The sequence below is a fragment of the Mesorhizobium argentiipisi (SeqCode) genome (genome assembly GCF_037179585.1).
Classification (GTDB): domain Bacteria; phylum Pseudomonadota; class Alphaproteobacteria; order Rhizobiales; family Rhizobiaceae; genus Mesorhizobium; species Mesorhizobium argentiipisi.
The window spans coordinates 67,328-92,411 of sequence record NZ_JAPYKO010000014.1 but is presented as its reverse complement, the minus strand read 5'-3'; the positions used below and the strand labels follow the sequence as shown (position 1 = coordinate 92,411).

Below are 25,084 nucleotides of genomic sequence, written 5' to 3'. Positions count from 1 at the left end.
TAGCCTCTCTCGCAGGCGCCGGCACTCGACATTCCAGCCCGTGGCCTGTATTTCCGCTGCGGCCTTGAAGGCCTTTCGACGGATTTGTGACATGAAGCAGGATCAGCCCCGTCCGACGCCCCGCGCGGGCATCATGGACATCGAGGCCTACGTGCCGGGAAAAAGCACCGCGCCGGCCGGCGTGACGAAAGTCTACAAGCTGTCGTCGAACGAAAACCCGCTCGGGCCCTCGCCGAAGGCGATCGAGGCCGCGCGCGAGGTGGCGGCTAAGCTCGATGTCTATCCGGACGGCTCCGCCCGCCGGCTGCGCGAGGCGATCGCCGAAGTGCATGGGCTGAACCCGGCCAACATCATCTGCTCCAACGGCTCCGACGAGATCCTTGGTCTTTTGGCGCAGACCTATCTCGCGCCGGGCGACGAGGCCGTTTTCACTGAACACGCCTTCATGGTCTACAAGATCTACATCCAGGCGGCCGGCGCCAAGCCGGTGGCGGTCAAGGAAACCGACGAGCGCGCCGATATCGATACGATCCTTGCCGCGGTCACGCCGGCGACGCGGATCGTGTTCCTCGCCAACCCTAACAATCCGACCGGCACCTACGTGCCGTTCCAGGAAGTGCGCCGGCTGCACGCGGCATTGCCGAAGAACGTGCTCCTGGTGCTCGACGCCGCCTATGCCGAATATGTGCGGCGCAACGACTACGAGGCCGGCATTGAGCTGGCGGGCAGCTCCGAAAACGTGGTGATGACCCGCACCTTCTCCAAGCTCGGACTCGGCGGCGCGCGCATCGGCTGGATGTATGGGCCGGCGCACATCGTCGATGCGATCAACCGCGTGCGCGGCCCCTTCAACGTCAACGCGACCGCGATCGAGGCCGGCATCGCCGCGATCCGCGACCGCGCCCATATCGAGCGCAGCGTGACGCATAACGAGAAATGGCTGGCCTGGCTCAGCGCCGAGCTGACCGGGCTTGGCCTGCGCGTCACGCCCAGCGTCGGCAATTTCGTGCTGATCCACTTTCCCGACAGCAAGAAACATTCAGCGGCGGCCGCGGACGATTATCTGAGCGCGCGCGGCTATATCCTGCGCCGCGTCACCGGCTACGGCTTTCCCAACGCGCTGCGCATGAGCGTCGGCACCGAGGAAGCCAATCGCGGCGTCATCGACGCGCTGAAGACCTTCCTGAAAAGCTAGAACACCATGACATCACCGATGTTCGAGAAAATAGCGCTGGTCGGTATCGGCCTTATCGGCTCGTCGCTTGCCCGCGTCGTCCGCCGCGAGGGCCTGGCGCGCCATATCGCCATCGCGACGCGCAGCGCTTCGACGCTCAAGCGCGCCGAGGAGCTTGGCCTTGGCGATTCCTACAGCACCGATGCTCGCGATGCCGTGCGCGACGCTGATCTCGTTATCGTCTCGGTTCCGGTCGGCTCGTCCGGCGAGGTCGCGGCCGAGATCGCGCCCGCGCTGAAGAAGGGCGCCGTCCTCACCGATGTCGGCTCGACCAAGGCCTCGGTGATCGCGCAGATCGAACCGCATGTGCCGGAAGGCGTGCACTTCATCCCCGGACATCCGCTGGCCGGCACGGAAAAGTCCGGGCCCGATGCCGGCTTTGCCGATCTCTTCGAGAATCGCTGGTGCATCTTCACGCCGCTGCCGGGCACCGATCCCGCCGCGCTCGAGACGCTTTCGGAATTCTGGCGGCGCTGCGGCTCCAACATCGACACGATGGACCCGCAGCATCATGACATGACGCTGGCGATCGTTTCGCATCTGCCGCATATCATCGCCTATAATATCGTCGGCACGGCGGACGATCTGGAAGCGGTGACCAAGAGCGAGGTCATCAAATATTCCGCTTCCGGTTTCCGCGACTTCACCCGTCTTGCCGCCTCCGACCCGACCATGTGGCGGGACGTGTGCCTGCACAACAAGGACGCGATCCTGGAGATGCTGGCGCGTTTCTCGGAGGATCTGGCCTCGCTGCAGCGGGCGATCCGCTGGGGCGACGGCGAAAAGCTGTTCGACCTCTTCACCCGCACGCGTGCCATCCGCCGCTCGATCATCGAGGCCGGCCAGGACATCGATGTGCCGGATTTCGGCCGGCAGGCCGTCGAGCACCCCAAAGGGAACTGATATTCAGGTGAGGCCGGTCTGCAAATGGCGGCTCCCTGCGCTTCCGGTGCTCACGTACTTCAAGTACGCTCCGCTCCGGTTCTCGGGACCCACCATTTTCGACTCGGCCTGACCTGAATCTCAGCTCCCTTTGCCTTCTCGGGCTGGTGGCCAGTGGGCCGCCATCATGGCCAGCGTTTCGGTCCGATCCGGCGCGCCGAGGCGACCGCCGAAGCGCAGGCATTTGAGCGCCGCGGCAGCGCTGGCAAAGCGCAACGCTTCCTCCATTGGCATAGCCTCGGCGAGGCCGACGGCGAAGGCGCCGTGGAAGACGTCGCCGGCGGCGAGCGTGTCGATCGCCTTGACCTTCGGCGCCTCGACATGGCGCACGCGCCCGGTCGCCCGATCATGCCACCAGGTGCCGGCGGCGCCCCCGGTCACCGCGACAAAGGCGTCGGTGCGCGAGGCGAGGTCGACGCAGGCGCTTTCAGGATCGAGCGCGTGGCCGCAGACGATGCGCGCCGCCGGTTCCGACGCGACGATATGCGTGGCCAACGGCAAGAGCCGCTCCAGCACCTCGACCGGCGCGGTGTCGGCGTCCAGGATTGCCGGACGGCCGATCGATCTGGCCGCGCCCAGGGCGAGCGCCGCAGCGCCCGGCCAGCGGACATCCACCAGCACGGCGTCGAAGCCGGAGAGATCGGCAAGCGGCAGCGCCTCGGGATCGGCCTGGGTCTTTTTGTCGTAGAAGGGGACGATGATGCGCTCGCCATGCGCATCGACCACGATCGCGGCCAGCGCCGATCGCGCGCCGGGAACGCGGCGGATAAGGCTGCAGTCGACGCCTTCGGCTTGGATGTCGGCGATCAGCTGGTCGCCGACAGGATCGTCGCCCGCGCTCGCCCAAAGCGAGACTTCGGCGCCGAGGCGATGCGCGGCGCAGGCGGCGCTTGTCGCCATGCCGGAGGCGATCTGGATGCCGTCGCTGGCGATGAACTTGCCCTGATGCGCTGGCAGCGCCTCGACGCGAAGGATAGTGTCGAGGGTGAAGGCGCCGACGCTGAGCAGTCTGACCGGCTTCGCCATTGTCGTGTTGCTCTTCTTAGTCGGCATGGTCTTACCCGAAAACCGGTTCCCACTTTTTGCTACGCTGACCTTCGGTTCGGGACCATGCTCTATTCGACCGGCTTGATCTTGCCGAGCGGGATGAACCCCAGCGAGGCCTTGCCCTTGACGATCTTGAGCGGCAAGGACGGCTCCTTGCCGAGCATGGCAATGGCAGCAAAGCCCTGCTCGATTTCGCTTTTGTGCTCGGGAACCGCGCCGGCAAGGATAGATGCTACCGCCTTTGGGTCGTTGAGCTTGATAGTCAGGTCCCCGTTGACCAGCCCTTCCGCGTCTACGGAGACCGGTCCGGACACGGTGATGCGGGCCGTGCCGGACGACAGGTCGAGCCTGGCGATCTGGATCGACTGGCCGCGCAGGCTCTTCGGGGGTGCGGCGATCAGCGCCACGCCGTTCTTGAGCGTTACGTCGCCACTGCCGTCCAGCGCCGGCAGAACGCGTCCGTCGATGGCATCCGCGTTGATCTCCAGGTCGCCGAAGCTGCCGATGTAATTGATATCCTGACGTATCGGCTGCAGCTGGCCGGCCGCCTTGCCGGCGCTGAACAATTGCATCGGATCCGTGTCATCTTGCGGATCGGTCTGACCGTTCAGGCCTTCGGCCCGCAGCGAGACACTCCGCGGCAGCGGCCACCACACTTTGACATTGGCCTGCAGCTGGTCCCAGTCGATCCAAAGCGGCGGCACGCCGGGCGCCATCGTCCGCAGCGGTCCGCGCAGATCGGCGACCGGCGACAGCGGTGCGGTGATCCCGGCGACGGCGTTGAAACTTCCGGTGGAGGCGGCGACTTTGCGGGCGTCGTCCTCATAGGCGATGTTGTCGCAGGAAACCGTGAAGCTCATCGGATAACCGCTGACGGTGAGGTTGGCGCAGCCGGCGGCGATACCTTTGCTGCCCAGCCTCGCCACCGCCTGTTCGGCCTCGGTCTTGAGTCTGTCGGCGAGATAGAACCAGCCGCCGCTGTAGATGGCGAACAGCACCAGGATGAATCCGACAAGCCAGAACAGCCGGCGGCGAAGTTTGGGCGATCGCTCGTCACTTGACGTCATGCTGCGGCTCTCGTTAACCCCGCCGAGCGGGCATTTACCAATACGCAAACAAACGGGGACAGAAGAAGCACCTTGGCGGCGCAGTGTCGTTCACTCGAATGCGATCAGGCTTGGCGATATGGGCGATTTTTGGGTTTTTGGCTATGGGTCGCTGATCTGGCGGCCCGGATTTGCCCATGTCGAGACGCGCCGCGCCCGGCTCTACGGCTATCGCCGCTCGCTTTGCGTCTATTCCTTCGTGCATCGCGGCACACGCGCCCGGCCAGGCCTGGTGCTCGGCCTCGACCGGGGCGGCTCCTGCGTCGGTCTTGCCTACCGTGTTCCCGGCAATTTGCGCGACGAGGTGCTTTCCTATCTGCGCGAACGGGAATTGGTGACCAGCGTCTATCTCGAACGCATGCTCGATGTCCGGCTGGGCAAGGACGGGAAAGGAGAGGGCGGCTCGGTCGAGGCGGTCGCCTACATCGTCGACCGCCAGCATGAGCAATATGCCGGCGCCCTCGATGCCGATCATGCGGCAAGGATCGTTCGCGGCGCCGTCGGCCAATCCGGCCGAAACGAGGACTATGTCTTGAGCACGCTCGAGCACCTCGAGGCGCTCGGCATCCGCGATCACTGGCTGGAGGAGGTGGGCCGTCGGGTCGCGTCTTCGTGAAGCGCTGGTCCGATCAAAAAACAAAACCATGCCTTTGACCTCGTCCGGCCACGACCTAGCTTAGCGGCATCCCATCCTTGGGCGTCAGGCCCGTTCCAGCACCACGGAGATCAGTCTTGCAGAAACGTCGTCTCGGTCGCACCGACCTTTCCATCGCGCCGCTGGTACTGGGCGGCAACGTCTTCGGCTGGACCGCCGACGAGAAGACCTCCTTCGACCTGCTCGACCGGTTCGTCGCTGCCGGCTTCAACGCCGTCGATACGGCCGATGCCTATTCGCGCTGGGTGCCGGGCAACAAGGGCGGCGAATCGGAAACCATCATCGGCAACTGGATGAAGAGCCGCGGCAACCGCGATCATGTCACCGTCATCACCAAGGTCGGCTCCGACATGGGCCAGGGCAAACGCGACCTCTCGGCTGCCTATATCGAAAAGGCGGTCGAGGCGTCGCTGAAGCGGCTGCAGGTCGATGTCATCGACCTCTACCTGTCGCACTGGCCGGACCCGGCCACGCCTTACGAGGAAACGCTCGGCGCCTATCAGCGGCTGCTCGAAAAGGGCAAGATCCGCTATCCCGGCTGCTCCAATCTCGATGCCGGCCAGTTGCGCGCCGCGCTCGACGTCGCCAGCCTGCGCAGCCTGCCACGTTACGAGGTGCTGCAGCCCGAATATAATTTGTACGACCGCTCGTCGCTCGACGGACCGCTGCTCGACCTCTGCAAGGCGGAGGATATCGGCGTCATCACCTATTTCAGCCTGGCCAAGGGATTTTTGAGCGGCAAATACCGCAGCAAGGCCGATCTCGGCCAGAGCGCGCGCGGCGAAGACGTCGCCGAATATCTCAACGATCGCGGCATGCGCATCCTTTCCGCGCTCGATGCCGTGGCCGAACGCCATTCGGCCAAGCAAGCGGAAGTGGCGCTGGCCTGGATCATCGCGCGGCCGGGCGTCACCGCGCCGATCGCCAGCGCCACCACGCCGGCCCAGATGGACAGTCTGATACGCGCCGCGTCGCTCAAGCTTTCGGCCGACGATATCGCGGCATTGGACCGGGCCAGCGCCTGAGACGGGCGCTGTGCACGAACGTCCAAGACGGCCATGGCGATCCCTCCTAAGTCCTGTCGCATCGCGGCAGGACGAGGTTCGGTATGGCTGGTGGTGTTCTGGGCGCGGCACAGTCTTGGCAGCAGGTGCTGGCGTTCATCGTGACCGCGACTGTCGTCATGGGCAGTCCGGGACCGGCGACGATCAGCGTGACCGCCGTCGGCGCGGCTTTCGGTCTGCGTCCTTCCCTGGGTTACACGTCTGGCGTGGTGCTCGGCACGATCGCCGTGCTTCTGGCGGTGGCGGCCGGGATTTTCGGCATGCTGACCTCGGTGCCGGGAGTGGCGCCGGCGCTGGCGATTCTTTCGGCCGCCTACATCCTTTATCTCGCCTTCAGAATAGCGACCGCGCCGCCATTGGCGGAGCGCGGGAGCACGGCGACGAAGCCCGATTTCCTCGGCGGCTTCATGCTGGCCGTCGCCAACCCCAAAGCCTATGTGGCGATCGCCGCCGTGTTCGCCAGCGCCGCGTCGCAGGCCGATACGCTCGGCGTCTCCACCAGGCTGCTGGTGCTCGCCGCGATGATCGCCGCCATACACGTCGCGTGGCTGCTTGCAGGGACGGCGTTCGCGCGCGTCCTGCGCCTTCCGCTGGCCTCGCGGATCATCAATCTGGTGTTTGCCGCCATCCTGGTGCTGACGACCCTGCTGGCGGCGCTGCGGTAGCCGATCAGGTTTTCGCGACTACGCCGAGTTCCGCCAGGCGCTTCACCGCCGTCGGCGGCATGGGCGGCGGGTTCGCCGCCTGCGCGGCCTCGACGAGCATCTGGTCGCAGGCGGCCTCGGTCTCGCCGATCAGCCGCTGCATGAATTCCTCCTTGCCGAGCCCTGGCGGGATCGCGGGCAAGAAGCGGGCCTTGATGGTGCCCGGATAGCGCAGGAACTTGCGGCGCGGCCAGTAGAGACCGGCAACATGGGCAACCGGGACCACGGGAACGCCGAGCTGCGTGTAGAGCTCCACGATGCCGTATTTGTAAGACGGCTCGGCGCCCGGTGGGCGGCGGGTGCCTTCGGGGTAGATGATGAGCTGGCGCGGATTGCGGTTCATCTCCTGCCTGGTCGCGACGACGACCGCCTTCAGCGCTTTCGAACGGTTGCCGCGGTCGACCGGGATCATGCGCATCTTCATGATGTACCAGCCGAAGAACGGGATCCAGGTCAGCTCGCGCTTCAGGATGTAGAGCGCGTCGTCGAGATAGGGGAAGAAGGCGATCGCGTCCCAGAAAGACTGATGCTTCGGCGCCAGGATGAAGGAGCCTTCGGGCAGGTTCTCGACACCGGTGATCTCGCTCTTCGTCGCGGCGATCTTGTCATAGAGCCACATCGAGGTCCGCGACCAGAATTTCGGCACGAACCAGGCGCGGTGGCGCGGCGACAGGAAATAGAAAGGCGTCCAGAAGATCATCTGGACGACTAGGCTGAGATAGAAGACGAGGTTGAACGCCAGCGAGCGGATAATGAGCATGCAAAGGGCCCGTGAGGAAGTGTGCGTTGGTTACACCAAGCGGCGCAAAAAAGGAAACGGCGCCTTGGTCGAACGGTGCCCCTACAACGAGCCTGCCAGCCGTTCCTTCAGGCGCGGTGCTGCAAAATCGAGGAAGGCGCGCAGCTTCACCGGCAGCCGGCCTTGGCCGGCATGGACAAGGCTCACCGGCCAGGGCGGCGGCTCGAACGGCTCCAGCACCACCCGCAGCGCGCCGGCGCGCACGGCGGCATCGGCCTGGTAGGAGAGCACTTTCGTCAGGCCAAGCCCGGTGATCGCGGCATCGATCGCCGCCTCGGCGGTGTTGACCTGCAGGCGCGAGCGGACCGCGACCGTGGTTTCCGTCTTGCCCGCTCCGAAACTCCATGTCGCGGGAGCGGCAAGACCTTCGAAGGTGATGCAGTTGTGGCCCGCCAGCTCCGGCGGTTTCTCCGGCGTGCCATGCATGGCGAGATAGGCCGGGCTTGCGCAGACGATGCGGCGGATCGAGCCGACGCGGATCGCAACCATGGCCGAATCCGGCAGCTCGCCGATGCGCACCGCCAGATCGATATGCTCTTCGACCAGTTGGGTGATCCGGTCCGACAAAGTCAGGCGGACATCCACCTGCGGATAGACGGCGAGAAAGCCGGTGATCACCGGCAGCACATGCAGGCGGCCGAAGACGACCGGCGCCGTGATGACCAGCTCGCCGGTCGGGCTCGAATATTCGCCGGCCGCCATGCGTTGGGCTTCGCTCACTTCGTCGAGGATGCGACGGCAGGCGGTCAGGTATGACTGGCCGGCATCGGTCAGCGTCAGCCGCCGCGTCGAGCGGTTGAGCAGGCGCGTCCCCAAGTGCTTCTCCAGTTCGGAGAGCTTGCGGCTCACGGTCGCCAGCGGGATGCCGGCGCGGCGCGCGGCGGCGGAAAGGCTGCCGGCCTCCGCCGTGGCGACGAACAGGGACATAGCGTCGAGGCGGTCCATTATTCTTCCGAAATATGGAAAGATAGATTGCAAATATGCTCTCTACATCCGGTTTTCGGAAGAGTCTAATTGATGTGCGATCCTGTCCGGGGAGCGCCAGCATGTATGAATTCACCAGCGACGTCGCCTTCACGCCGACCGTCAAAGCCATCCAATCCCGCAAGGGGTCGCGTAATTCCTATGCGCGCGTCGAGCAGCGCGGCGGCTGGCGGGCAACAATCGAGCCGGACCTCGCCGCCTTCATCGAAGCGCAGACCAGCGTGTTCCTGGCGACGGCCAATGCCGAAGGCCAGCCCTACATCCAGCATCGCGGCGGGCCGGCCGGTTTCCTCAAGGTGCTCGACGAGCACATGATCGGCTTTGCGGATTATTCCGGCAATCGGCAGTTCATCACCCAGGGCAATCTCGAGGATAACGACCAGGCCTTCCTGTTCCTGATCGATTACATGCTCAGGCAGCGCATCAAGATCTGGGGCAGAGCGCGTGTCGTCGAGAATGACCCGGAGCTGACGGCGAAGCTGATGCCGGCGGACTACAAGGCGCGGCCGGAGCAGGCGATCCTCTTCACGGTCACGGCCTGGGATGCCAATTGCCCGCAGCATATCCCCCAGCGTTTCGAAGCGGCGGACGTCGCGGCCGCCCTTGCCGAGCGCGACCGGCGCATAGCCGGCCTGGAGCAGGAGATTGCCCGCCTGCGCGATAGTGCGGCGGCTCGGAGCAATTCCAGGAAAAATGTGAGCGGTTAGGCTCGGCACCTTCGCCGTAGCCTTCCGTCGGGAATTGCGTCAAACCAAAGAGATAGAGCGTTCGCCGTTTCCGTGAAACGCTCTAAGCTTTAGTTCTTCACCACGGTTGATGCTTCCGCCAGCGTGACGCCCTCGGGCGTCGCGCGAAGCGGCAGGAAGCCGCGCGCCAGCGACAGCACATATTTGCTGTATTCGGTCAGCAGCACGCGCAGCGCTTCCGGCTTGGTCAGCCAGCCGCCATTGCCGAGGTTGGTGTTGACCACCGGATAGGGCTCCAAGCGCGCGCCATGCAGCAGCCGGCCCATCTCGAGCAGGCTGCGCGGCATGTGGTAGTTGTTGGTGACGATGATGATGCTGCCATAGGCGTGGTTCTCCACCCATTTGGCGCTTTCCTCGGCGTTGCCGATGGTGTCGAGCGCGGCGCGGTCGATATCGACGCAGCAGGAGAAGAGCTGCCTGTCGCCGCCCATTGCCGCCTGCAGTTGGCGCCTGGTAGCCGACGGATGGACGCCGCTGATCAGCAAGCGTTCGCCTTTGCCGGAGGCCAGCAGGTCCATCGCCGCATCGAGCCGCGACTGCCCGCCGGTGAGCACGATGATGGCATCGGCCCTGGCCGGATTGGCCGGAGTCGTCATATGGCTGACCTTGTCGGCAAACCAGCCGAAGCCGCCGGCAAAAAGCACCAGCGTGGCGAGAACCACGAAACCGCAGACGCGCAAGGCGAGCCGCAGGCGACCAAGCCCGGCGGAGGCAGCGCTGCGCATACGCATCGCCGGCATCCGTCCAGCCGTCTCGATCGAATCCCGCGCTTCCATCATCCCCGGTTAATCCTGAAAGCTTCTAAATGGTTAACTCCGAAATGCCGCTATTGATAGGCAGGACGGCGCACATTGCGTTACGGCAAGTGTCCCACCTGTGATCGTTGTCTTGTTTGAATATAGCGCTTTGCGCTGTTTTCCGGATTGATCTCATGGGTCAGCCCGCATCCGGCTGGCGAACGTCGATGTCGCTGAGATAGACGACGACGGTCGCATGCGAAGTGGCCGCGGTCAGCGTGCCGATCACCAGCACCATCAGGCCGACGCCGACATAACCGGCCGAACCGATGGCGAAATTGCCGAACAAAGCGGTCGCCTGGTCGGCCTGTGGCGTGGCCATGTTGCGCGACGACCACCAGGAAAATACGATGAAGACAGCGATCGCCAGGGCGCCGCCGGCGGCCGCGCCCTTCATGCCGGTGACCAGGAAATGCCAGCGGAACTCTCGCGCGATGAAGCGCGCCTCGGCGCCGACGAAATGCAGCACCTCGATGATGTGGCCGTTGCCGGCCATGGCGCCGCGCGTGGCGAACACCACCGTCAGCACGGTTGCCGACAGCATCAGCACCAGAACGGCTATGCCGATCGTCACCGTCGTGTGCGCCATGGCGACCAGGCGGTCGACCCAGGTGCGGTGGTCGTCGAGCGAGGCGGTAGGGATCTTCGGCGTGATGGCGGCGCGCATGGCGGCGAAGTCCGGCGGGCTGGCCTCGTCGATGGTGACGATGATGAGGCGCGGCACCGGCAATTCGTCGATGTTGAGACCGCTGCCCAGCCATGGTTCCAGAAGGCGAGCGGTCGCGTCGCGGTCGATGATCTTGGTCCCCTTTACACCGGGGAACTCGCTGGCGATCTGCGAGGCCTGCGCAAGGGCCGCCTCCATTTCGAGACCGTCGGCCGGCTTGATCTGAATCGTCGCCTCGCGCGAAATCTGGTTCTCCCAGACCGATGCCGTATCGCGCACCAGCGTCACCGCGCCGAAGGTGAGGCAGGACAGGAAGGTCATGATGGCGATGACCAGCACCAGCGCCCGTCCGGCGATGTTCTGCGCCGGCACGATCGGCGCCGTCTTGCGCTGGACACGCCGGACCGTCACCGGCGCCTCGGCTTCGTCGTGGAGGTGATCGGCCGGAAGGTCAGTCATAGACGTCCAACCTTCCACTGGCCAGAATCATGCGGCGCGCATCGACCTGCTCCATCAGGCCGAGGTCGTGGGTGGCGATGACCACAGCGGTGCCCAGCCGGTTGAGCTCTATGAACAGCCTGAGCAGCCGGCGCGCCAGCGGCGGATCGACATTGCCGGTCGGCTCGTCGGCAAGCAGAATCTCCGGCTGTTCGATCAAGGCCCGGGCAATCGCGGCGCGCTGCTTCTCGCCGCCGGACAGCACCGGCGGCAGCACATGCATGCGGTCGCCGAGGCCGACCCATTTCAGAAGCTCGGTGACGTCGGTGCGGTAGGTCGCTTCCTCGCGCCCGCGTACGCGCAGCGGCAGCGCGACATTCTCGTAGGTCGTCATATGGTCGAGCAGGCGGAAGTCCTGGAACACCACGCCGATGCGGCGGCGCAGCAGCGGCAGTTCGCCGCGCGAAATGCGCGAGCGATCCTTGCCGAAGATGGTGATCAGGCCGCGCGTCGGCTTCAGCGACATGAACAGCAAGCGCAGCAAGGTCGTCTTGCCGGCTCCCGAAGGGCCGCTCAGGAACTGGAAGGAGCGCTCCGGAATGTGCAGGGAGATGTCCCGGAGGATCTCCGGACCCATGCCATAGCGGAGGCCGACATTTTCGAAGCGGATCACGTTCGGCGACCTGAAACTCTCGGCGGCGACGCGCCACAATCTACTTTAACAGACCATCGGCCGGCATGGTTAACCGGCGGTTAATTTTGTAATGCTCAGCGTGCATCAAAGCCATTCCGGTGGGGAAGCGTTAACCAATTCCGTTTACGCAAAAGAAACGAAGACTGCACTGGTGCCGTAATGGCTGACGAGAGAACCGCGCGCCCTGTTTCCGGCGAAATCATGACCGGTACGGCAACAAATGCCGCGCCGGAGCGCGCCATTTTCGATGCCGCCAATATCGTCGATGCCGATTACGTGGTGCTGCCGCGTCTTGCCTCGGCACCGGCAGCACCCCCGCCGCAGATTCCGCCGACGCCATCGATCGAAGGCATGGGCATGCTGCGCAAACCGGACGCCGCGCCGCCGCGGTCCTCGCGCGGCGGTCCAATGTTCTGGATCGCCGGCATCGGTGTGGCGCTGGTCTCCTTCTGGGTGTCGGGCGGTCATGCGCTGGTCCGGCAGAGCCCTTTCTGGGCGACCGCCGCGCCGGCGAGCGCGCTCACCATTTCCGGCGTGACGTCGCGCATCGATGCGTCGGGCTTGAAGCCGGTGCTGTTCGTGGATGGCGAGGCCGCGAATGACGGCATGAGGTCGGAAACGCTGCCGCCGCTCGAAATCCGCGTCACCGACAACAACTCCAACACCATCCGCTACAGGCTGGGGACATCCAATCGTTCGCTGGGCCCGGGCGAAAGATTCGGCTTTTCCAGCCGCCTCGACGTGCCTAAAGACGGCGTAAGGACAGTCTCCGTAATCTTCGCCGGCTAGGTGTGTCGATATTCAGGTGAGGCCGCCCTGCAAACGATGCCTTTCTGCGCTTCCGGCCTTCGCCGGCCGAAGCACTTAGGAGTGGCGTGGCAGTTAAATTGAGGCTATGGCCATAGGCCGGTGCTCACGTACTGAATGTAGGCCCCGCTCCGGTTCTCGAAAGCCATCGTTCTCGACTCGGCCTGACCTGAATCTCGGCACACCTAGCGCCCGGCATCCTAGGTGGTTTTGAAGGAAAAACGATGCCAGTTGTGCGCGGCAAGGACATCGAGGTCCTGTTTTCGGCGTCGGCGATCGCGCGCCGCAATCTCGAGCTTGCCAAGGAAATCGCCGGGCGCGACTACCACGACCTGCTGGTGATCTCGATCCTCAAGGGCTCGTTCGTCTTCGCCGCCGATCTCATCCGCGCCATGCATGATGTCGGCCTGTCGCCGGAAGTCGAGTTCATCTTCATCTCCAGCTACGGAGCCGGCACCACGAGCGGCGAGGTCAGGGTGCTCCGCGACATCGACAATGAGGTCGCCGGCCGCGACGTGCTGTTGATCGACGACATACTGGAATCCGGCAAGACGCTTTCCTACACCCGCGACCTGATGCTTTCGCGCGGCGCCAAGAGCTGCGCCATCGCGGTGCTGTTGGACAAGCGGATGCGCCGCCAGACCTCGCTCAACGCCGACTATGTCGGCTTCGACTGCCCGGACTATTTTGTCGTCGGCTACGGCATGGATGTCGCCCATGCGTTCCGCGAGCTGCCGTTTGTCGGTGTGGTGAAAGGCGACGCCTGAGGAGGCGGGGGCCATTCCGAAAAGCTGCCGATCGTTAGAATTTTCAGAAAACATCAATATTTCGGCGGCATCTATCTCGGCATGGCAAAGCTTCTGATCGTCGAGGACGATGAGTCCGTCCGTACCCTCGCTGCCCGCGCACTCGAGCGCGATGGCCACAATGTCACCATCGCCACCGACGGCGCGCAGGGGTTGGACATGATCCGGCAGGCGCGTGGCGGTTTCGATCTCGTGGTGTCCGACATCCGCATGCCAGAAATGGACGGCATCGAAATGGCGACAGCCGCCGGGAGAGAGTTTCCGACGATGCGGATCATGCTGATGACCGGTTATGCCGATCAGCGCGAGCGCGCCGAGGAACTCAACGGCATCATCCTCGATGTCGTGCAGAAGCCGTTCACGCTTGCCGAGATCCGCGGTCGCGTAGGCAAGGCTTTAAGCTGCTTCGCTTGAGACCGCATCGGTAGTAACAGGGGCGGCCGGCGCGGCACTTCGCCGACGCCCGCCGCTGAGTGCCAGCAGGCCGGCGCCGATGATCAGTGCGGCGCCCAGCACGGTGGTTTCACGCGGCACTTCGGCGAAGAACAGGAACCCCCAGAGCGGCGACCACAGGATGCCGGTGTATTCGAAGGTGGCGACGCGGTTGGCCGGCGCCATCCGGTAGGCCTGCGACAACAGGATCATGCCGGCGGAAGCGACGAGGCCGCAGGCGGCCATCTTCAGGAAGTCCGGCATTGTCGGCCACACCCATGGCCGCACCAGGAATTCGACGCTCGGATGCGCGGCGTGGGTGATACCGGCGAGGTGGAAGACGGTCGCGACGGCAATGGCGCCGCTGAGATAGGCGCCGTTCTGATAGAAGGCCATCACGGTCGACGATTCGGTGTCGCCGATGCGGCGCGCCATCAGTTGCGAGAAGCCGTAGAGGAAGGCCGAGCCCAGCGACAGCAGCGCCGCCCAGTCGAACACGCCGGTGCCCGGACGCAGCATCACAAGCACGCCGACAAGCCCGATCAGCACCGTCGCCAGCGTCTTCCACGAGACGCGCTCGCCGAGATAGGGACCGGCCATCGCCATGATGAACAGCGGCGCCATGAAATAGAGCGCCACCGCATCGGCCAGCGGCAAGGCGGCGATCGCCAGATAATAGACCGTGTAGGACGAGAACTGGATGAAGGCGCGTAGCGTCAGCATGCCGAAGCGCTTCGACAGCACCGCCTTTAGGCCGACATCGGCCTGGACGAGCACGATCAGGATCGGTAGCGCGACGATGGCGCGGATCGCCATCACCTCGGTCACCGGATAGCCGCCCGACACCGCCTTCACCAGCGGATCCTGCAGCGAAAAGACCAGCACGCCGAGACAGAGGCTCAAAATGCCAAGCACCGTCCGGTTCTGCATGATCGATCCAGCGAAAAAGAACCCGCTACCGTTTTCAGGCAGCGGGCACGAGTGAGGACTCTTCGATTGGTCCGCGACCGATTTCGCGGTCGCATATCCAATGGGTGTAGTGACTATCCTGCGGCGTTTGACATCTGGCAAACGAATTGGAATGATGCCAGCAATCAACTTTTCTTATGGCGACCTCGATGCGACCAGTCCTCGACAGCGACCTCCTGCGCACCTTCGTGGCGGTGGCCGAAACCGGTAATTTCACACGTGCGGCGGAGAAAGCCGGGCGCACGCAATCGGCCGTGTCCATGCAGATGAAGAAGCTGGAGGACATGGTCGGCGACAATCTGTTCGAGCGCGGCTCGCGCGGCGTGGCGCTGACGCGCCGCGGCGGCGAATTGATCGCCAACGCGCGCCGGATCGTCTCGCTACTCGACGAGACGGCGGCCTCGCTGGTGGCACCGCCGCTCGGCGGGCTGGTGCGCATCGGCATCCCGGCCGAATATGGACGTTCGATCCTGTCGAGGGCGCTGGGCGAATTCGCCAAGCGGCATCCGCGCGTCGAGGTCACGGTGCGCTACGCGCATTCGGATTCGCAGGTGCGGGCGCTCGCGGCCGGCGAGCTCGACCTCGCCGTGGTGTTCGAATGGGAGGGCTCTTCCGGCGGCGAGGTGCTGATGCACGACCCAACGGTTTGGGTGACATCGACGCTGCACCACATGCATGAGGAACGGCCGGTGCCGATCGCGCTCTACAGCCGCAACGGCTGGTGCCGCGACTTCGCCATCAAGTCGCTGCAGCAGCGCGGCCTCGACTACCGCGTCGCCTACACCAGCGACACCAATGGCGGCCTGACGCTCGCCGTCACTTCCGGCCTGGCGATCGCGCCGATCTCGCGCAGCAACATCCCGCAAGATTGCCGCGAACTGACGGCCGCCGACGGCTTCGGCGACATCGATTCCTCGAACGTCGTCCTGCATCGCAATCCGCTGGCGACCGGCGAGGCGATCGACGGCATGGAGAACGCGATCCGCGAGGCCTTCATGCTGACCCGGCAGACGGGCGCGGCGGCCGGGCTTTAGAGCCGGAGTGCGCTCAATCCGGCGGGTCATCTCACCCTGCGGCTTTCGGTGCTCACGAGAAAAGCGTCCAGAGCGCCTGGAAGACATAGCCAATGACCAATGATCCGGAAACCGCGAGCGCAACGAACATGACGATCGTTGCCGGTCTGAGGACCAAAGCGACTGCCATGACGCCCCAAATGCTCACCGCGCCCCCTGAGACGAGGAGCGCCATTGCCGCACCGGGTGACATGCCGAGAGCAAGCAAACCTTGAACCAAAGGCAGTGCCGCAAGACCATCGAGATACATCGGTGCGCCGACCAGCACGGCAAGGGGGATGGCATAATGAGAGTCTGCGCCGACATAAGCGGTGAGGACCTCGGGCGGCAGAAGATCGCGCAGCAGGAATTCAGCCGAAAAGGCAAACGTCAAACAAGTCGCGACGGTTCTAGTCGTGGAAACGAGATTTTCTCCAAATGCACGCATACGCGCCGGGTCGCGCCAAATTCTGAAAGATAAGCCCGTTGGCATGCATGTGCCACCCAGTCCCACCTGCCTGGTGCCCGATGTCCGCAACGGGTTTTGGACCATCTGCGTCCGGGCCAGCAGAGCTGTCATCGCGCCTGAAAAGACTCCTAGCGCAAACGCCGCAAGCAACTTTCCAATGGCGAATCCAGGGCCGAGTAGCGCCCAGGTCGCGGTGAGCATGGTCGGTCCGGTAACAGGCGAGGAAAGCCAAAATGCCATAATGGGCGCAAGCGGAACGCCCGAAGCAAGGAGCCCTGTTGTGAGTGGCAGCACCGTCACGCCGCATACGGGTATCACGGTGCCGATTGCCGATGCGATAAAAACAGTTGCGATGGGCCGGCCCTTGAACCAGCGAGCTGTAAGGGTCGCCGCCCCACTGGCCGCAGCCCATGCTGAGATAACAAGTCCGATTGCAATCATCAACGCGACGTCCGTGAAACTCTGCAGGACGAAGTGGACTGTCTCATTGGCCCTTTGCGGCCAGGTGAGTGCTACAGCGACTGCAACAGCAGTGGCGGTCGTCAGGATGAGTTTCTTTCGTTGAAGCCTCGCGAGCGTGACGATCACGGCATTACTCTCTTGTGGCATCTATAGATCGCCTGTCTTCCATATGTGAAACGAATAGCTTAAATATCAGCTATGAGCATTGACGATGGGAAAAGCGCTCAACTGGACAGCGAATTGCTGCGTACGTTTCTCTCTGTGGCCAAGGCAGGGAGCGTTAGCGGCGGCGCAGCCCGCCTGTTCCGAACGCAGTCCGCTGTCAGTCTCCAGGTGCAGAAGCTGGAGAGTGCCATCGGGCAACGCGTATTTGAGAGGCATGGGCGCGGAGTTGCCATGACTGCTGCTGGCGAGCGCTTACTACCCGTCGCCCGCGATGTCGTAGAAATGCTGAACCAGGTGGTGGCCGATCTGCGCGGGTTGCCAGCCCAGGAGGAAGTCCGACTCGGTATACCCGAGGAATATGGCGACACGATTCTACCGTCTATTTTGGCCACCTTTACGGAGGAGGAGCCTGCCGCTCGAATTTTCGTGCGATGCAGTTCGAGCATGGAGTTTCCGCATGCGCTCGCTGCCGGCGAATTGGATATCGCCTTGCACTCGCCTGAGCGCGTCTCGAACGGCGACGTCGTTGTTCATAGTGAGCGCGCCGTGTGGGCCGGCTCCGCTTTCCACAGTGTCGAGACCCGGCGACCTCTGCCCGTGGCGCTGTTCGACAAGGCTTGCTGGTGGAGAGAGCGCTGTCTCGACCTCCTTCGGAAATCCGGACTGGACTATCAGATCGTTTGCACCAGTCAGAGCGTCTCAGGGGTTCGGGCCGCGATTGCTGCGGGAGTCGCGATCGGCGTATTGCCGCAAAGCACCCTGACCGATCGGATCAGGGCGCTGAGCGATGAGAAGCTGCCTCAGCTAGGCGAAACGCATCTGGTGCTCAGCGGCTCACCGAAAGCTCCTCGACACCTAGCCGACAAATTGGCAGCAATCATCTCACGGATATTCGAGGGAAGTTAGCCGTGCGCCACGGTGCGCAACGGAACGGGTGAGCTTTACTTCAGTTCCAGCAGCCGTTCGAGATAGCTGCGCTCGATATCGGGGCTGAGCGCGTTGCCGAGCCGCTTGCGGATCGCGTCGAGGATCTGGCGCGCGCGCTGTACGTCGATCTCGTCGGGAACCTTGACCGAAGTGCCGTCGTCGGGGCCGTTGGTGGCGCGCGGCCGTCCCAGCGGATCGCGATCGGCGTCCTGCTGGCGGCCGCCTTGCTCGCTGCCGCCCTGGTCGCCCTGCATGGCCTGCATCTGCTTCATCATTTCCTTGGCGCCGCGGCGCAGCGCCTCCAGCGCGCGGCCCTGGTGGCCGACGGCCTGGTCGCCATCGCCCTGGCCAAGCGATTGTTCGGCATTGCCCATCGACTTGCCGGCCTCGCCGAAGCCCTCATTGGGCTCCATGCCCATGCCTTCGAGGCCTTTCTTCAACTGGTCGAGCTCGCTCTGCAACTGGCCCTGGCCTTCCTGCAGCTGCTTCAGCGCGTCGGCCAAATCCTTCGGCGACATTTTCGGCCGTCCTAGCGGATCGCGGTCCTGACCGGGGCCTGGCCGCTGCTGGTCGTTGAGCTGGCCCTGTTCGCCATCCTCGCCAAGCTGCTGCTGCTCGCCGCCCTCGCCACGCTGTCCGCGCTGCATCTGGTCCAGCCGGAAGGTGTCGTTCATCATCTCCTGCTGGCGGCGCATGATATCGCCGAGCTTGTCCATCTGCTGGCGCATCTCGCTGTCCTGCTCGCCACCCGGCTGCTGGCGGCCGGCCTGCAGGTTGTTCATCATGTCCTGCAGCTCCGAGAGAAGCTGCTGCGCCTTGTCGCGATCGCCCGATTTGGCCAGATTCTCGATCTGGTCCATCATGCGGTTGATATCGCTCTGGCGCAGCTCGCGGCCGTTCTGTTGCATCTGCGGCGCGTTCGGATTCTGTTGCGCGCGCTGGGCGAATTCCTGCAGGAACTGGTTCATCGCCTCGCGCAGTTCCTTCATCGCCTTTTCGATCTCCTGATCGCCAGCGCCGTTCTTGATGGCGTCCTGCAACGCCTGCTGCGCCTGGCGCAGCCGGCGCTCGGCGGCAGACAGATTGCCTTCCTCGATGGCGAGCGCGATTTCCCAGAGATAAGAGACGACGTTGCGCAGCTGATCGTCGCTCTCGGAGAGCTTCAGCCGGCTCCGTGCGCTCATGATGGCAAGGTAGTTCGACATGTTGTCGAACGTGTCCTCGGGCCGCAGCGTGATCGCGTCCATCAGGTCGAGAACGCGCGGCTTGGCATTGGTGTCGAGCGCCAGCAGCCGGCGCTGTTCGATCACCGCCCGGGCCAGCGGATTGGCGAAGGGCCGCTCGGGCATGACCATTGTCTTGGTCTCGGTGGTCGCCGTGTGGCCGGCATCGTCGGTGACGCTCAGCGTCAGCTTGATGTCGCTGCCGGCCCAGGCATGTTCGGTCAGGTCCTTGGTCGTCTTGGCCGCGCTCGCCTTGCCGCCGCGGCGCGGCAGGGTCAACGGCATGTCGGGCGGGCCGTAAAGCGGATGCGCGTTGGCCGCCGGCGGGTCCGACGGCTCAAAAACCGCCTTGGCGGAGGCCGCGCCGTAGTCGTCGGCGATCTCGTAATTCAGCTCCATAGCGCCGTTGACGGCGCGCTTCGGCTCGCCGAGGAAGCGGATCGTCGGCGGTTTGTCTGGAATGACGGCAAAGGCCCAGTGGCCGAGATCGCTATCGCCGGATTTCAGTGTCAGCGTGCCGTTGGCGTTCAGCTTGCCGGAGAACTGGCGCACCTTTGGTGCCGTCTGGCTGGCGGCGGCGGGCGCGGTCCCCTTGGGTGCTATGGGGGACGCCGCGGGCTCGATGGCGCGATCATTGCCGCCTTGATCGGCATAGCTCAGTGTTTCCTCGCCCGAGCCGCCGGTGACGCGCAGCGAAACGTCGCTGCCTTGCGGCACGGAAAAGGTCTGAACGGCCTGGTTGGCGTCGGCCGTCAGGAACAGCGGCGCTTTGCCGGTATAGGCGGGCGGCGTCACCCAGGCGTCGATGCGCGGCGGCACGGCATCGTGCGCGGCGCGGGCGACAAAAGCGTCGCTGACCCTGCCGCCAAAGGGTCCGAAGGAGAAGGCCAAAGCGGTGACGAACAGCAGCCCCGCCACGGCGCGCAGGCCCCAGCGGTCATAGTCCGGCACGCGGGTGCGCGGCCGGTCGGCGCCGAGGCTCGAAAGCCGCTCGGCCATGCGCTTCTGGTGCTCGCGCCATAGCGCCTGCGAGAAGATGCTCTCGGCCCCGCTCGGCCGGTCGGTCTGCACCTGCACCGGGCTGTGCAGCAATTCGTTCGCCGCCTCGATGCGCCGGTCAATCTCGGCTGCCGAGGGCATGCGGAAGAAGCGAAGCGGATAGAGCGCCGCGACCGCGGCCAGCGCGAACAGGATCAGAAGGCCGAAGCGGACCGTGTCCGGCAGACGCGGGAACAGACCGAACCATGAAAAGCTGAGGAATAGGCTGGCGACGACCAGCAATGGCAGCACGAGCGGCCAGGTGCGCTCGAAGAGTATCGAGGCCCGCGTCGCCAATCGGCTGAGCGCCAGGCGCCCGGCCAGGCCACGTCCATCGCTGGCCGGGCCGCGTTCGCCGCTGGAAATGGGTCGTTCGGTCATCGGCCCTTCCTGCCCAGGCACGATAGCCCGGACGTCATCAGGAGAAGGATACCAACAAACACGGCAAAGGCGAGGCGGGTTCCAAAATCGTGAAGCGGTTTGGCCGGGTTATGATCAGAAACTGGCGGGATTCGTGTTGGAACCGCAGACGAGGACCGCCACGCGCTCGCCTTCCGCCGGCACATAGCGTCCGGAAAGCATGGCGGCGAAGGCCGCGGCGCCGCCCGGTTCGGCGATGATTCGCACACGGTCCCACAGCGCCTTCTGCGCCGCGACGATATCGTCGTCGCTCACCAGGATCGATCGCTCGACGAAGGCTTCGGCGATCGGGAACATCATCTCGCCGACGCGCTTCGGCGCCAGCGAATCGGCTGCAATGCCCTCGGCGGGCGCATCGACCGGCTCTCCGGCCTCCAGGGCACGGTAAAGCGTCGGCGCTCCCTCGGGCTCGATGGCGACGATGCGGATGCGGCCAGCGAACCAGGCGGCGATGCCACCGATCAGGCCGCCGCCGCCGACCGCGACCAGCAGCGTGTCGATCTCGGGCAGGTCGGCCTCGATCTCCAGACCGAGCGTGCCCTGGCCGAGCAGCGTTTCCTCCTGGTTGAAGGCGTGCACCTGCAGGGCGCCGGTCCTGGCGGCGAAGTCTTCGCTGGCGGCCAGCGCTTCGGCATAGCGGGCGCCGCCGACCACCAGCTCGGCGCCGTAGCCGCGAATGCGCGCGAGCTTCGCCGGCGGACTGACTTCGGGCACGAAGATGATTGCCTTGTGCCCGAGCTTCACGGCGGCGTAGGCGACGGCCGCGCCATGATTGCCGCCGGACGCGGCGACCACGCCGGCTTCGGGCACCTGGCGTTCAAGCAGGTTGGTGAAGGCGCCACGCGCCTTGAACGATCCGGAATGCTGAAGGCATTCGAGCTTCAGGTCGACCGGGAAAGCGGGCCGGCCGAAATCCGCCATGTCGACGCGCATCACGGGCGTGTGGCGGACATAGGGGCGGATGCGCGGCTCCACGGCGGCGATGCGTTCGCGCGTGATCGTCCTGGTGTTCAACATGGCCTGCTCCTCAGGGTTGACTTCAATTAGTAACTTAGCAAAATGGCTAAATGCAAGAGGTCGACATCTTCAAGGCATTTGCCAATGAGCGCAGGTTGCAGATCCTCGATTGGCTCAAGGATCCCCGCGCACATTTTCCGCGCCAGGCCGATGGCGATCTGGTGGAGGACGGCGTCTGCGCGCTGCTGATCGCCGAAAAGCTCGGCATCACCCAGGCGACGCTCAGCGAGCATATGCGCGTGCTGACCCAGGCCGGCCTGCTCAGCACCAAGCGCACCAAGCAATGGATTTTCTATCGCCGCGACGAGGGGCGGATCGCCGAAGCCAAGGCGCTGATCCAAGAGAAGATCTAGCCAGCTACTTCAGCCAGTCGGGGACCGAATCCAATCCAATCAGGTCGTCATAGGTCTGGCGCGGCCGCACGACATGGAAGCGGTCGCCGTCGACCAGCACCTCCGGCACCAGAAGCCTGGTGTTGTAGGTGCCGGCCTGCACCGCGCCATAGGCGCCGGCTGTCGAAACGGCGATCAGGTCGCCCGCCTTCAGCTTTGGTAAGTCGCGGTCGAGACCGATGAAATCGCCCGTCTCGCAGACCGGGCCGACGACGTCGACCTTCATGCGCGGCGTGGACGCGGGCGGCTGCACCACCGGCCTGATGTCGTGGAAGGCGTCATAGAGCGTCGGCCGGATCAGGTCGTTCATGGCGGCGTCGACGACGAGGAAGTTCTTCGCGTCGCCTTCCTTCACATAGATGACCTCAGACACCAGGATGCCGGCATTGCCGACGATCAGGCGGCCGGGCTCGAACATCACCTTCAGGCCAAGCCTGGTGACGTGCTTCCTGACGATCTCGGCATAGGCGTCGGGCAGCGGCGGCGGACTGTTGTCAACGCGGTAGGGAATGCCGAGGCCGCCGCCGAGATCGACATGCTCGATCGCATGTCCGTCGGCGCGCAGCGCTCCGACCAGTTCGACGAGCAGCGCAAAGGCGTCGTCGAAAGGCTGCAATTCGGTGATCTGGCTGCCGATATGGGTGTCGATGCCGGTCACCTTGATGCCCGGCAGTTGCGCGGCACGCGCATAGACCTGCCGCGCGCGCTGCCAGGGAATGCCGAACTTGTTCTCGGCCTTGCCGGTCGAGATCTTCTTGTGGGTCCGGGCATCGACATCCGGATTGATGCGCAGCGAGACAGGCGCCACCTTGCCGAGCGCCACGGCGCGAGCCGACAAAAGCTCGAGCTCAGGCTCGGATTCGACGTTGAAGCAGAGAATGCCGGCATTGAGGGCAAAGTCCATTTCCCGCGCGGTCTTGCCGACGCCTGAAAACAGGATCTTGTCGGCCGGGATGCCGGCGGCCAAAGCGCGGCGCAATTCGCCTTCGGAGACCACGTCGGCGCCGGCGCCCTGCCTGGCCAGCGTCCTCAGCACGGCCTGGTTGGAATTCGCCTTCATGGCGTAGCAGACCAGCGCGTCGAGGCCGGCGAAGGCCTCCTTGAAGACGCGGAAATGCCGGGTCAGCGTCGCCGTCGAATAGCAATAGAAGGGTGTGCCGACCTCGGCTGCGATGTCGGGAATGGCGACGTCCTCGGCATGAAGAACGCCGTCGCGGTAATCGAAATGGTTCACGGGTGTTGGTTCCGGAAAGTTGAAGCTCGATGAGATCGGGTCGATCTCACCGGCTCAGAGCAGGGGATCGAGGATGAATTTCCTGTCCTTGACCGGTTTTTCCGGCTCGGGCGGCACTGGCTGCTTGGCTTTTTCCGCATCCTTGCGCGCCTGCACCGCCGCTTCATAGGGCGTGTCGAGGCCGGTCTTCCTGCCGCAGGCGGTGACGGTGACAACCGCCGCCAGCAGCGCCAGCGTCACCAAAATCCTGCTACGGGTCATCGATCCATCCGTTCGAAACTGTTTCTTGTGCCGCCGCTTTTAGCCGAGTTTTCAGCGCTTTGCATCCCGGCATTTGTTTTGGTGCATGTCGTTATCCCAGACCGCTGCACACTTCTGGGCGACATGCATTAAGCCTTGGCGAGCCGCTTTTTCCAGTAGCGGACCTGCTTTCGCACTTCCGATGGCGCGGTGCCGCCGAAGCTTGTGCGGCTCTTCACCGAATTCTGCACGGCAAGCACCGAGAAGATGTCGTCGGTGATGCCGGAGTGGATGGAGCGCAGGTCGTCCAGCGAGAGCTTCTCCAGCCCGACCTTCTTCTCCTCGGCGAGCGCCACGGCGCGGCCGGTGACGTGATGCGCCTCACGGAAGGGCAGGCCCAGATTGCGCACCAGCCAGTCGGCAAGGTCGGTCGCGGTGGCGTGCCCGGCGCCTGCGGCCTTCTTCATGGCGGCGGCGTTGACGGTCATATCGCGCACCATGCCGGCGGTCGCCGCCAGCATCAGGTCGAGCGTCTCGGCGGCGTCGAAGACCGCTTCCTTGTCCTCCTGCATGTCCTTGCCATAGGTCAGCGGCATGCCCTTCATCACGGTCAGCAGGCCGACGAGATGGCCGTTGACGCGGCCGGTCTTGCCGCGCACCAGCTCGGCGGCGTCCGGGTTCTTCTTCTGCGGCATGATCGAGGAGCCGGTGGAGAATGAATCCGACAGGCGGATGAAGCCGAATTGCGGCGTCGACCAGATGATGATCTCCTCGGCGAGCCTGGAGAGGTGCGTCGCGCAGATCGCGGCGAGGCTCAGGAACTCGAGCGCGAAATCGCGGTCCGAGACGCTGTCCAGCGAATTGCGCGTCGGCTCGCGGAAACCCAGCGCCTTCGCCGTCATGTGGCGGTCGATGCCGAAGCTGGTGCCGGCAAGGGCCGCCGCGCCCAACGGGCTTTCATCCATGCGATCGATGGCGTCGTGGACGCGCGAGAGGTCGCGGCCGAACATCTCGACATAGGCCATGCAATGGTGGCCAAAGGTCACCGGCTGCGCCGCCTGCATATGGGTGAAGCCGGGCATGACGGTCGTCGCATGCTCCTCGGCGCGTTGCAGGAACGCGGCGATCAGGTCCTTCAATGCCCGGGCGACGCGCTGGCATTCCTGCTTGACCCAGAGCCGGAGATCGACCGCCACCTGGTCGTTGCGCGAGCGGGCGGTGTGCAGGCGTCCCGCCGCCGGGCCGATCAGGTCGGCAAGGCGGGCCTCGACATTCATGTGGATGTCTTCGAGCTTCGTCGAGAATTCGAACGTGCCTGCCTCGATCTCTTTCAGGATCGTGTTCAGCCCGTGAGCGATTTTTTCTTGATCGGCGGCCGAAATAATGCCCGTTTGCGCCAACATCTCGCTATGGGCGATCGATCCGCTTATGTCCTGCGCATAGAGCTTGCGGTCGAAGCCGATCGACGCGTTGATCGCTTCCATGATCGCGGCCGGACCCGAGGCAAAACGTCCGCCCCACATCTGGTTGCTGGCCTTCTTGTCGCTCATCGCT

General features: G+C 64.5%; 26 protein-coding genes. 12 read left to right on the top strand and 14 right to left on the bottom strand.

The genetic code is table 11. The features are described from left to right. The first annotated feature begins 91 nt into the window (after window positions 1-91). The gene (hisC, locus tag O7A05_RS19855) at window positions 92-1,195 is read left to right on the top strand and encodes a histidinol-phosphate transaminase (protein ID WP_337094679.1); all 1,104 of its coding nucleotides are present in this window, start codon (window positions 92-94) and stop codon (window positions 1,193-1,195) included. Window positions 1,196-1,201: 6 nt separating this feature from the next. Beyond that, complete coding sequence (locus tag O7A05_RS19850; protein WP_337094678.1) at window positions 1,202-2,137, top strand: prephenate/arogenate dehydrogenase family protein; 936 nt, start codon at window positions 1,202-1,204, stop codon at window positions 2,135-2,137. A gap of 120 nt (window positions 2,138-2,257) precedes the next feature. Here the strand turns inward: O7A05_RS19850 and O7A05_RS19845 are convergent, their stop codons facing one another. Continuing rightward, window positions 2,258-3,202, bottom strand: coding sequence for a sugar kinase (locus O7A05_RS19845; protein WP_337094759.1), 945 nt, complete (start codon window positions 3,200-3,202; stop codon window positions 2,258-2,260). An 89-nt stretch (window positions 3,203-3,291) separates the two neighbouring features. Continuing rightward, window positions 3,292-4,290 (bottom strand): DUF2125 domain-containing protein, encoded by a 999-nt coding sequence (locus O7A05_RS19840; RefSeq protein WP_337094677.1) that lies wholly within the window; start codon window positions 4,288-4,290, stop codon window positions 3,292-3,294. Window positions 4,291-4,408: 118 nt separating this feature from the next. Here O7A05_RS19840 and O7A05_RS19835 point away from each other — a divergent pair, with 118 nt between their 5' ends. The 3 genes from O7A05_RS19835 (at window position 4,409) to O7A05_RS19825 (ending at window position 6,713) form a co-directional block, all read left to right on the top strand. Then, window positions 4,409-4,945 carry a gamma-glutamylcyclotransferase gene (locus O7A05_RS19835; RefSeq protein ID WP_337094676.1) on the top strand — a complete coding sequence of 179 codons (537 nt, stop codon included), beginning with the start codon at window positions 4,409-4,411 and terminating at the stop codon, window positions 4,943-4,945. A 116-nt stretch (window positions 4,946-5,061) separates the two neighbouring features. Beyond that, window positions 5,062-6,009 carry an aldo/keto reductase gene (locus tag O7A05_RS19830; RefSeq protein WP_337094675.1) on the top strand — a complete coding sequence of 316 codons (948 nt, stop codon included), beginning with the start codon at window positions 5,062-5,064 and terminating at the stop codon, window positions 6,007-6,009. Between the two features lie 83 nt (window positions 6,010-6,092). Further along, a complete protein-coding gene (locus tag O7A05_RS19825; RefSeq protein ID WP_337094674.1) occupies window positions 6,093-6,713 on the top strand; it encodes a LysE family translocator in 621 nt (206 codons plus the stop codon). A 4-nt stretch (window positions 6,714-6,717) separates the two neighbouring features. On the opposite strand, the gene O7A05_RS19820 is transcribed toward O7A05_RS19825, so the two are convergent. After that, on the bottom strand, window positions 6,718-7,512 hold the full coding sequence (locus O7A05_RS19820) for a lysophospholipid acyltransferase family protein (RefSeq protein ID WP_337094673.1): 795 nt from the start codon (window positions 7,510-7,512) through the stop codon (window positions 6,718-6,720). A gap of 81 nt (window positions 7,513-7,593) precedes the next feature. Next, entirely contained in the window at window positions 7,594-8,496 is a 903-nt protein-coding gene (locus O7A05_RS19815) for a LysR family transcriptional regulator (RefSeq protein ID WP_337094672.1), read from the bottom strand. A 101-nt stretch (window positions 8,497-8,597) separates the two neighbouring features. On the opposite strand from O7A05_RS19815, the gene O7A05_RS19810 reads away from it, so the two are divergent. Beyond that, window positions 8,598-9,242, top strand: a complete 645-nt coding sequence (locus tag O7A05_RS19810) for a pyridoxamine 5'-phosphate oxidase family protein (protein WP_337094671.1) — start codon at window positions 8,598-8,600, stop codon at window positions 9,240-9,242. 89 nt (window positions 9,243-9,331) lie between these two features. On the opposite strand, the gene O7A05_RS19805 is transcribed toward O7A05_RS19810, so the two are convergent. From O7A05_RS19805 to ftsE, 3 genes are all read right to left on the bottom strand, one after another. Next, window positions 9,332-10,006, bottom strand: a complete 675-nt coding sequence (locus tag O7A05_RS19805) for a YdcF family protein (RefSeq protein WP_415927031.1) — start codon at window positions 10,004-10,006, stop codon at window positions 9,332-9,334. A gap of 211 nt (window positions 10,007-10,217) precedes the next feature. Then, window positions 10,218-11,204 carry a cell division protein FtsX gene (locus tag O7A05_RS19800; RefSeq protein WP_337094669.1) on the bottom strand — a complete coding sequence of 329 codons (987 nt, stop codon included), beginning with the start codon at window positions 11,202-11,204 and terminating at the stop codon, window positions 10,218-10,220. After that, window positions 11,197-11,856, bottom strand: coding sequence for a cell division ATP-binding protein FtsE (gene ftsE, locus O7A05_RS19795; protein WP_337094668.1), 660 nt, complete (start codon window positions 11,854-11,856; stop codon window positions 11,197-11,199). The genes O7A05_RS19800 and ftsE overlap by 8 nt, the downstream gene beginning before the upstream one ends. A 180-nt stretch (window positions 11,857-12,036) precedes the next feature. Between ftsE and O7A05_RS19790 the strand changes: the two genes are divergently transcribed. From O7A05_RS19790 to O7A05_RS19780, 3 genes are all read left to right on the top strand, one after another. Further along, window positions 12,037-12,666, top strand: a complete 630-nt coding sequence (locus tag O7A05_RS19790; RefSeq protein WP_337094667.1) for a hypothetical protein — start codon at window positions 12,037-12,039, stop codon at window positions 12,664-12,666. Between the two features lie 242 nt (window positions 12,667-12,908). Beyond that, window positions 12,909-13,451, top strand: coding sequence for a hypoxanthine phosphoribosyltransferase (gene hpt, locus O7A05_RS19785; RefSeq protein ID WP_095767471.1), 543 nt, complete (start codon window positions 12,909-12,911; stop codon window positions 13,449-13,451). Between the two features lie 81 nt (window positions 13,452-13,532). Next, window positions 13,533-13,904 (top strand): response regulator, encoded by a 372-nt coding sequence (locus tag O7A05_RS19780; protein WP_337094666.1) that lies wholly within the window; start codon window positions 13,533-13,535, stop codon window positions 13,902-13,904. On the opposite strand, the gene O7A05_RS19775 is transcribed toward O7A05_RS19780, so the two are convergent. Beyond that, complete coding sequence (locus tag O7A05_RS19775; RefSeq protein WP_337094665.1) at window positions 13,887-14,852, bottom strand: DMT family transporter; 966 nt, start codon at window positions 14,850-14,852, stop codon at window positions 13,887-13,889. The genes O7A05_RS19780 and O7A05_RS19775 overlap by 18 nt on opposite strands. A 188-nt stretch (window positions 14,853-15,040) precedes the next feature. Between O7A05_RS19775 and O7A05_RS19770 the strand changes: the two genes are divergently transcribed. Beyond that, complete coding sequence (locus O7A05_RS19770) at window positions 15,041-15,925, top strand: LysR family transcriptional regulator (protein WP_337094664.1); 885 nt, start codon at window positions 15,041-15,043, stop codon at window positions 15,923-15,925. A gap of 52 nt (window positions 15,926-15,977) precedes the next feature. Here O7A05_RS19770 and O7A05_RS19765 read toward each other — a convergent pair whose 3' ends face one another. Then, window positions 15,978-17,000, bottom strand: a complete 1,023-nt coding sequence (locus tag O7A05_RS19765) for a permease (RefSeq protein ID WP_337094663.1) — start codon at window positions 16,998-17,000, stop codon at window positions 15,978-15,980. Between the two features lie 72 nt (window positions 17,001-17,072). Here O7A05_RS19765 and O7A05_RS19760 point away from each other — a divergent pair, with 72 nt between their 5' ends. Then, the gene (locus O7A05_RS19760) at window positions 17,073-17,945 is read left to right on the top strand and encodes a LysR family transcriptional regulator (protein ID WP_337094662.1); all 873 of its coding nucleotides are present in this window, start codon (window positions 17,073-17,075) and stop codon (window positions 17,943-17,945) included. 35 nt (window positions 17,946-17,980) lie between these two features. On the opposite strand, the gene O7A05_RS19755 is transcribed toward O7A05_RS19760, so the two are convergent. Both O7A05_RS19755 and O7A05_RS19750 read right to left on the bottom strand, forming a co-directional pair. Next, window positions 17,981-20,608 (bottom strand): TIGR02302 family protein, encoded by a 2,628-nt coding sequence (locus O7A05_RS19755; RefSeq protein ID WP_337094661.1) that lies wholly within the window; start codon window positions 20,606-20,608, stop codon window positions 17,981-17,983. A 114-nt stretch (window positions 20,609-20,722) separates the two neighbouring features. Next, window positions 20,723-21,664, bottom strand: a complete 942-nt coding sequence (locus O7A05_RS19750; protein WP_337094660.1) for a threonine/serine dehydratase — start codon at window positions 21,662-21,664, stop codon at window positions 20,723-20,725. 50 nt (window positions 21,665-21,714) lie between these two features. Here O7A05_RS19750 and O7A05_RS19745 point away from each other — a divergent pair, with 50 nt between their 5' ends. Further along, window positions 21,715-22,017, top strand: a complete 303-nt coding sequence (locus O7A05_RS19745) for an ArsR/SmtB family transcription factor (RefSeq protein WP_320250914.1) — start codon at window positions 21,715-21,717, stop codon at window positions 22,015-22,017. A gap of 4 nt (window positions 22,018-22,021) precedes the next feature. On the opposite strand, the gene lysA is transcribed toward O7A05_RS19745, so the two are convergent. The 3 genes from lysA to argH all read right to left on the bottom strand — a co-directional run bounded on the left by lysA (window position 22,022) and on the right by argH (window position 25,080). After that, on the bottom strand, window positions 22,022-23,290 hold the full coding sequence (lysA, locus tag O7A05_RS19740; protein WP_337094659.1) for a diaminopimelate decarboxylase: 1,269 nt from the start codon (window positions 23,288-23,290) through the stop codon (window positions 22,022-22,024). A 54-nt stretch (window positions 23,291-23,344) separates the two neighbouring features. Then, window positions 23,345-23,551, bottom strand: coding sequence for a lipoprotein (locus O7A05_RS19735; RefSeq protein WP_040989264.1), 207 nt, complete (start codon window positions 23,549-23,551; stop codon window positions 23,345-23,347). 128 nt (window positions 23,552-23,679) lie between these two features. Next, on the bottom strand, window positions 23,680-25,080 hold the full coding sequence (gene argH / locus O7A05_RS19730) for an argininosuccinate lyase (protein ID WP_337094658.1): 1,401 nt from the start codon (window positions 25,078-25,080) through the stop codon (window positions 23,680-23,682). Window positions 25,081-25,084: the final 4 nt, after the last annotated feature.

Bases quoted from the DNA above. Each gene is read 5' to 3' on its own strand.
- hisC (WP_337094679.1), top strand. From the start codon at position 92: ATGAAGCAGGATCAGCCCCGTCCGACGCCCCGCGCGGGCATCATGGAC.
- O7A05_RS19850 (WP_337094678.1), top strand. From the start codon at position 1,202: ATGACATCACCGATGTTCGAGAAAATAGCGCTGGTCGGTATCGGCCTT.
- O7A05_RS19845 (WP_337094759.1), bottom strand. From the start codon at position 3,202: ATGGCGAAGCCGGTCAGACTGCTCAGCGTCGGCGCCTTCACCCTCGAC.
- O7A05_RS19840 (WP_337094677.1), bottom strand. From the start codon at position 4,290: ATGACGTCAAGTGACGAGCGATCGCCCAAACTTCGCCGCCGGCTGTTC.
- O7A05_RS19835 (WP_337094676.1), top strand. From the start codon at position 4,409: ATGGGCGATTTTTGGGTTTTTGGCTATGGGTCGCTGATCTGGCGGCCC.
- O7A05_RS19825 (WP_337094674.1), top strand. From the start codon at position 6,093: ATGGCTGGTGGTGTTCTGGGCGCGGCACAGTCTTGGCAGCAGGTGCTG.
- O7A05_RS19820 (WP_337094673.1), bottom strand. From the start codon at position 7,512: ATGCTCATTATCCGCTCGCTGGCGTTCAACCTCGTCTTCTATCTCAGC.
- O7A05_RS19815 (WP_337094672.1), bottom strand. From the start codon at position 8,496: ATGGACCGCCTCGACGCTATGTCCCTGTTCGTCGCCACGGCGGAGGCC.
- O7A05_RS19810 (WP_337094671.1), top strand. From the start codon at position 8,598: ATGTATGAATTCACCAGCGACGTCGCCTTCACGCCGACCGTCAAAGCC.
- O7A05_RS19805 (WP_415927031.1), bottom strand. From the start codon at position 10,006: ATGCGCAGCGCTGCCTCCGCCGGGCTTGGTCGCCTGCGGCTCGCCTTG.
- O7A05_RS19800 (WP_337094669.1), bottom strand. From the start codon at position 11,204: ATGACTGACCTTCCGGCCGATCACCTCCACGACGAAGCCGAGGCGCCG.
- O7A05_RS19790 (WP_337094667.1), top strand. From the start codon at position 12,037: ATGGCTGACGAGAGAACCGCGCGCCCTGTTTCCGGCGAAATCATGACC.
- hpt (WP_095767471.1), top strand. From the start codon at position 12,909: ATGCCAGTTGTGCGCGGCAAGGACATCGAGGTCCTGTTTTCGGCGTCG.
- O7A05_RS19780 (WP_337094666.1), top strand. From the start codon at position 13,533: ATGGCAAAGCTTCTGATCGTCGAGGACGATGAGTCCGTCCGTACCCTC.
- O7A05_RS19775 (WP_337094665.1), bottom strand. From the start codon at position 14,852: ATGCAGAACCGGACGGTGCTTGGCATTTTGAGCCTCTGTCTCGGCGTG.
- O7A05_RS19770 (WP_337094664.1), top strand. From the start codon at position 15,041: ATGCGACCAGTCCTCGACAGCGACCTCCTGCGCACCTTCGTGGCGGTG.
- O7A05_RS19760 (WP_337094662.1), top strand. From the start codon at position 17,073: ATGAGCATTGACGATGGGAAAAGCGCTCAACTGGACAGCGAATTGCTG.
- O7A05_RS19755 (WP_337094661.1), bottom strand. From the start codon at position 20,608: ATGACCGAACGACCCATTTCCAGCGGCGAACGCGGCCCGGCCAGCGAT.
- O7A05_RS19750 (WP_337094660.1), bottom strand. From the start codon at position 21,664: ATGTTGAACACCAGGACGATCACGCGCGAACGCATCGCCGCCGTGGAG.
- O7A05_RS19745 (WP_320250914.1), top strand. From the start codon at position 21,715: ATGCAAGAGGTCGACATCTTCAAGGCATTTGCCAATGAGCGCAGGTTG.
- O7A05_RS19735 (WP_040989264.1), bottom strand. From the start codon at position 23,551: ATGACCCGTAGCAGGATTTTGGTGACGCTGGCGCTGCTGGCGGCGGTT.
- argH (WP_337094658.1), bottom strand. From the start codon at position 25,080: ATGAGCGACAAGAAGGCCAGCAACCAGATGTGGGGCGGACGTTTTGCC.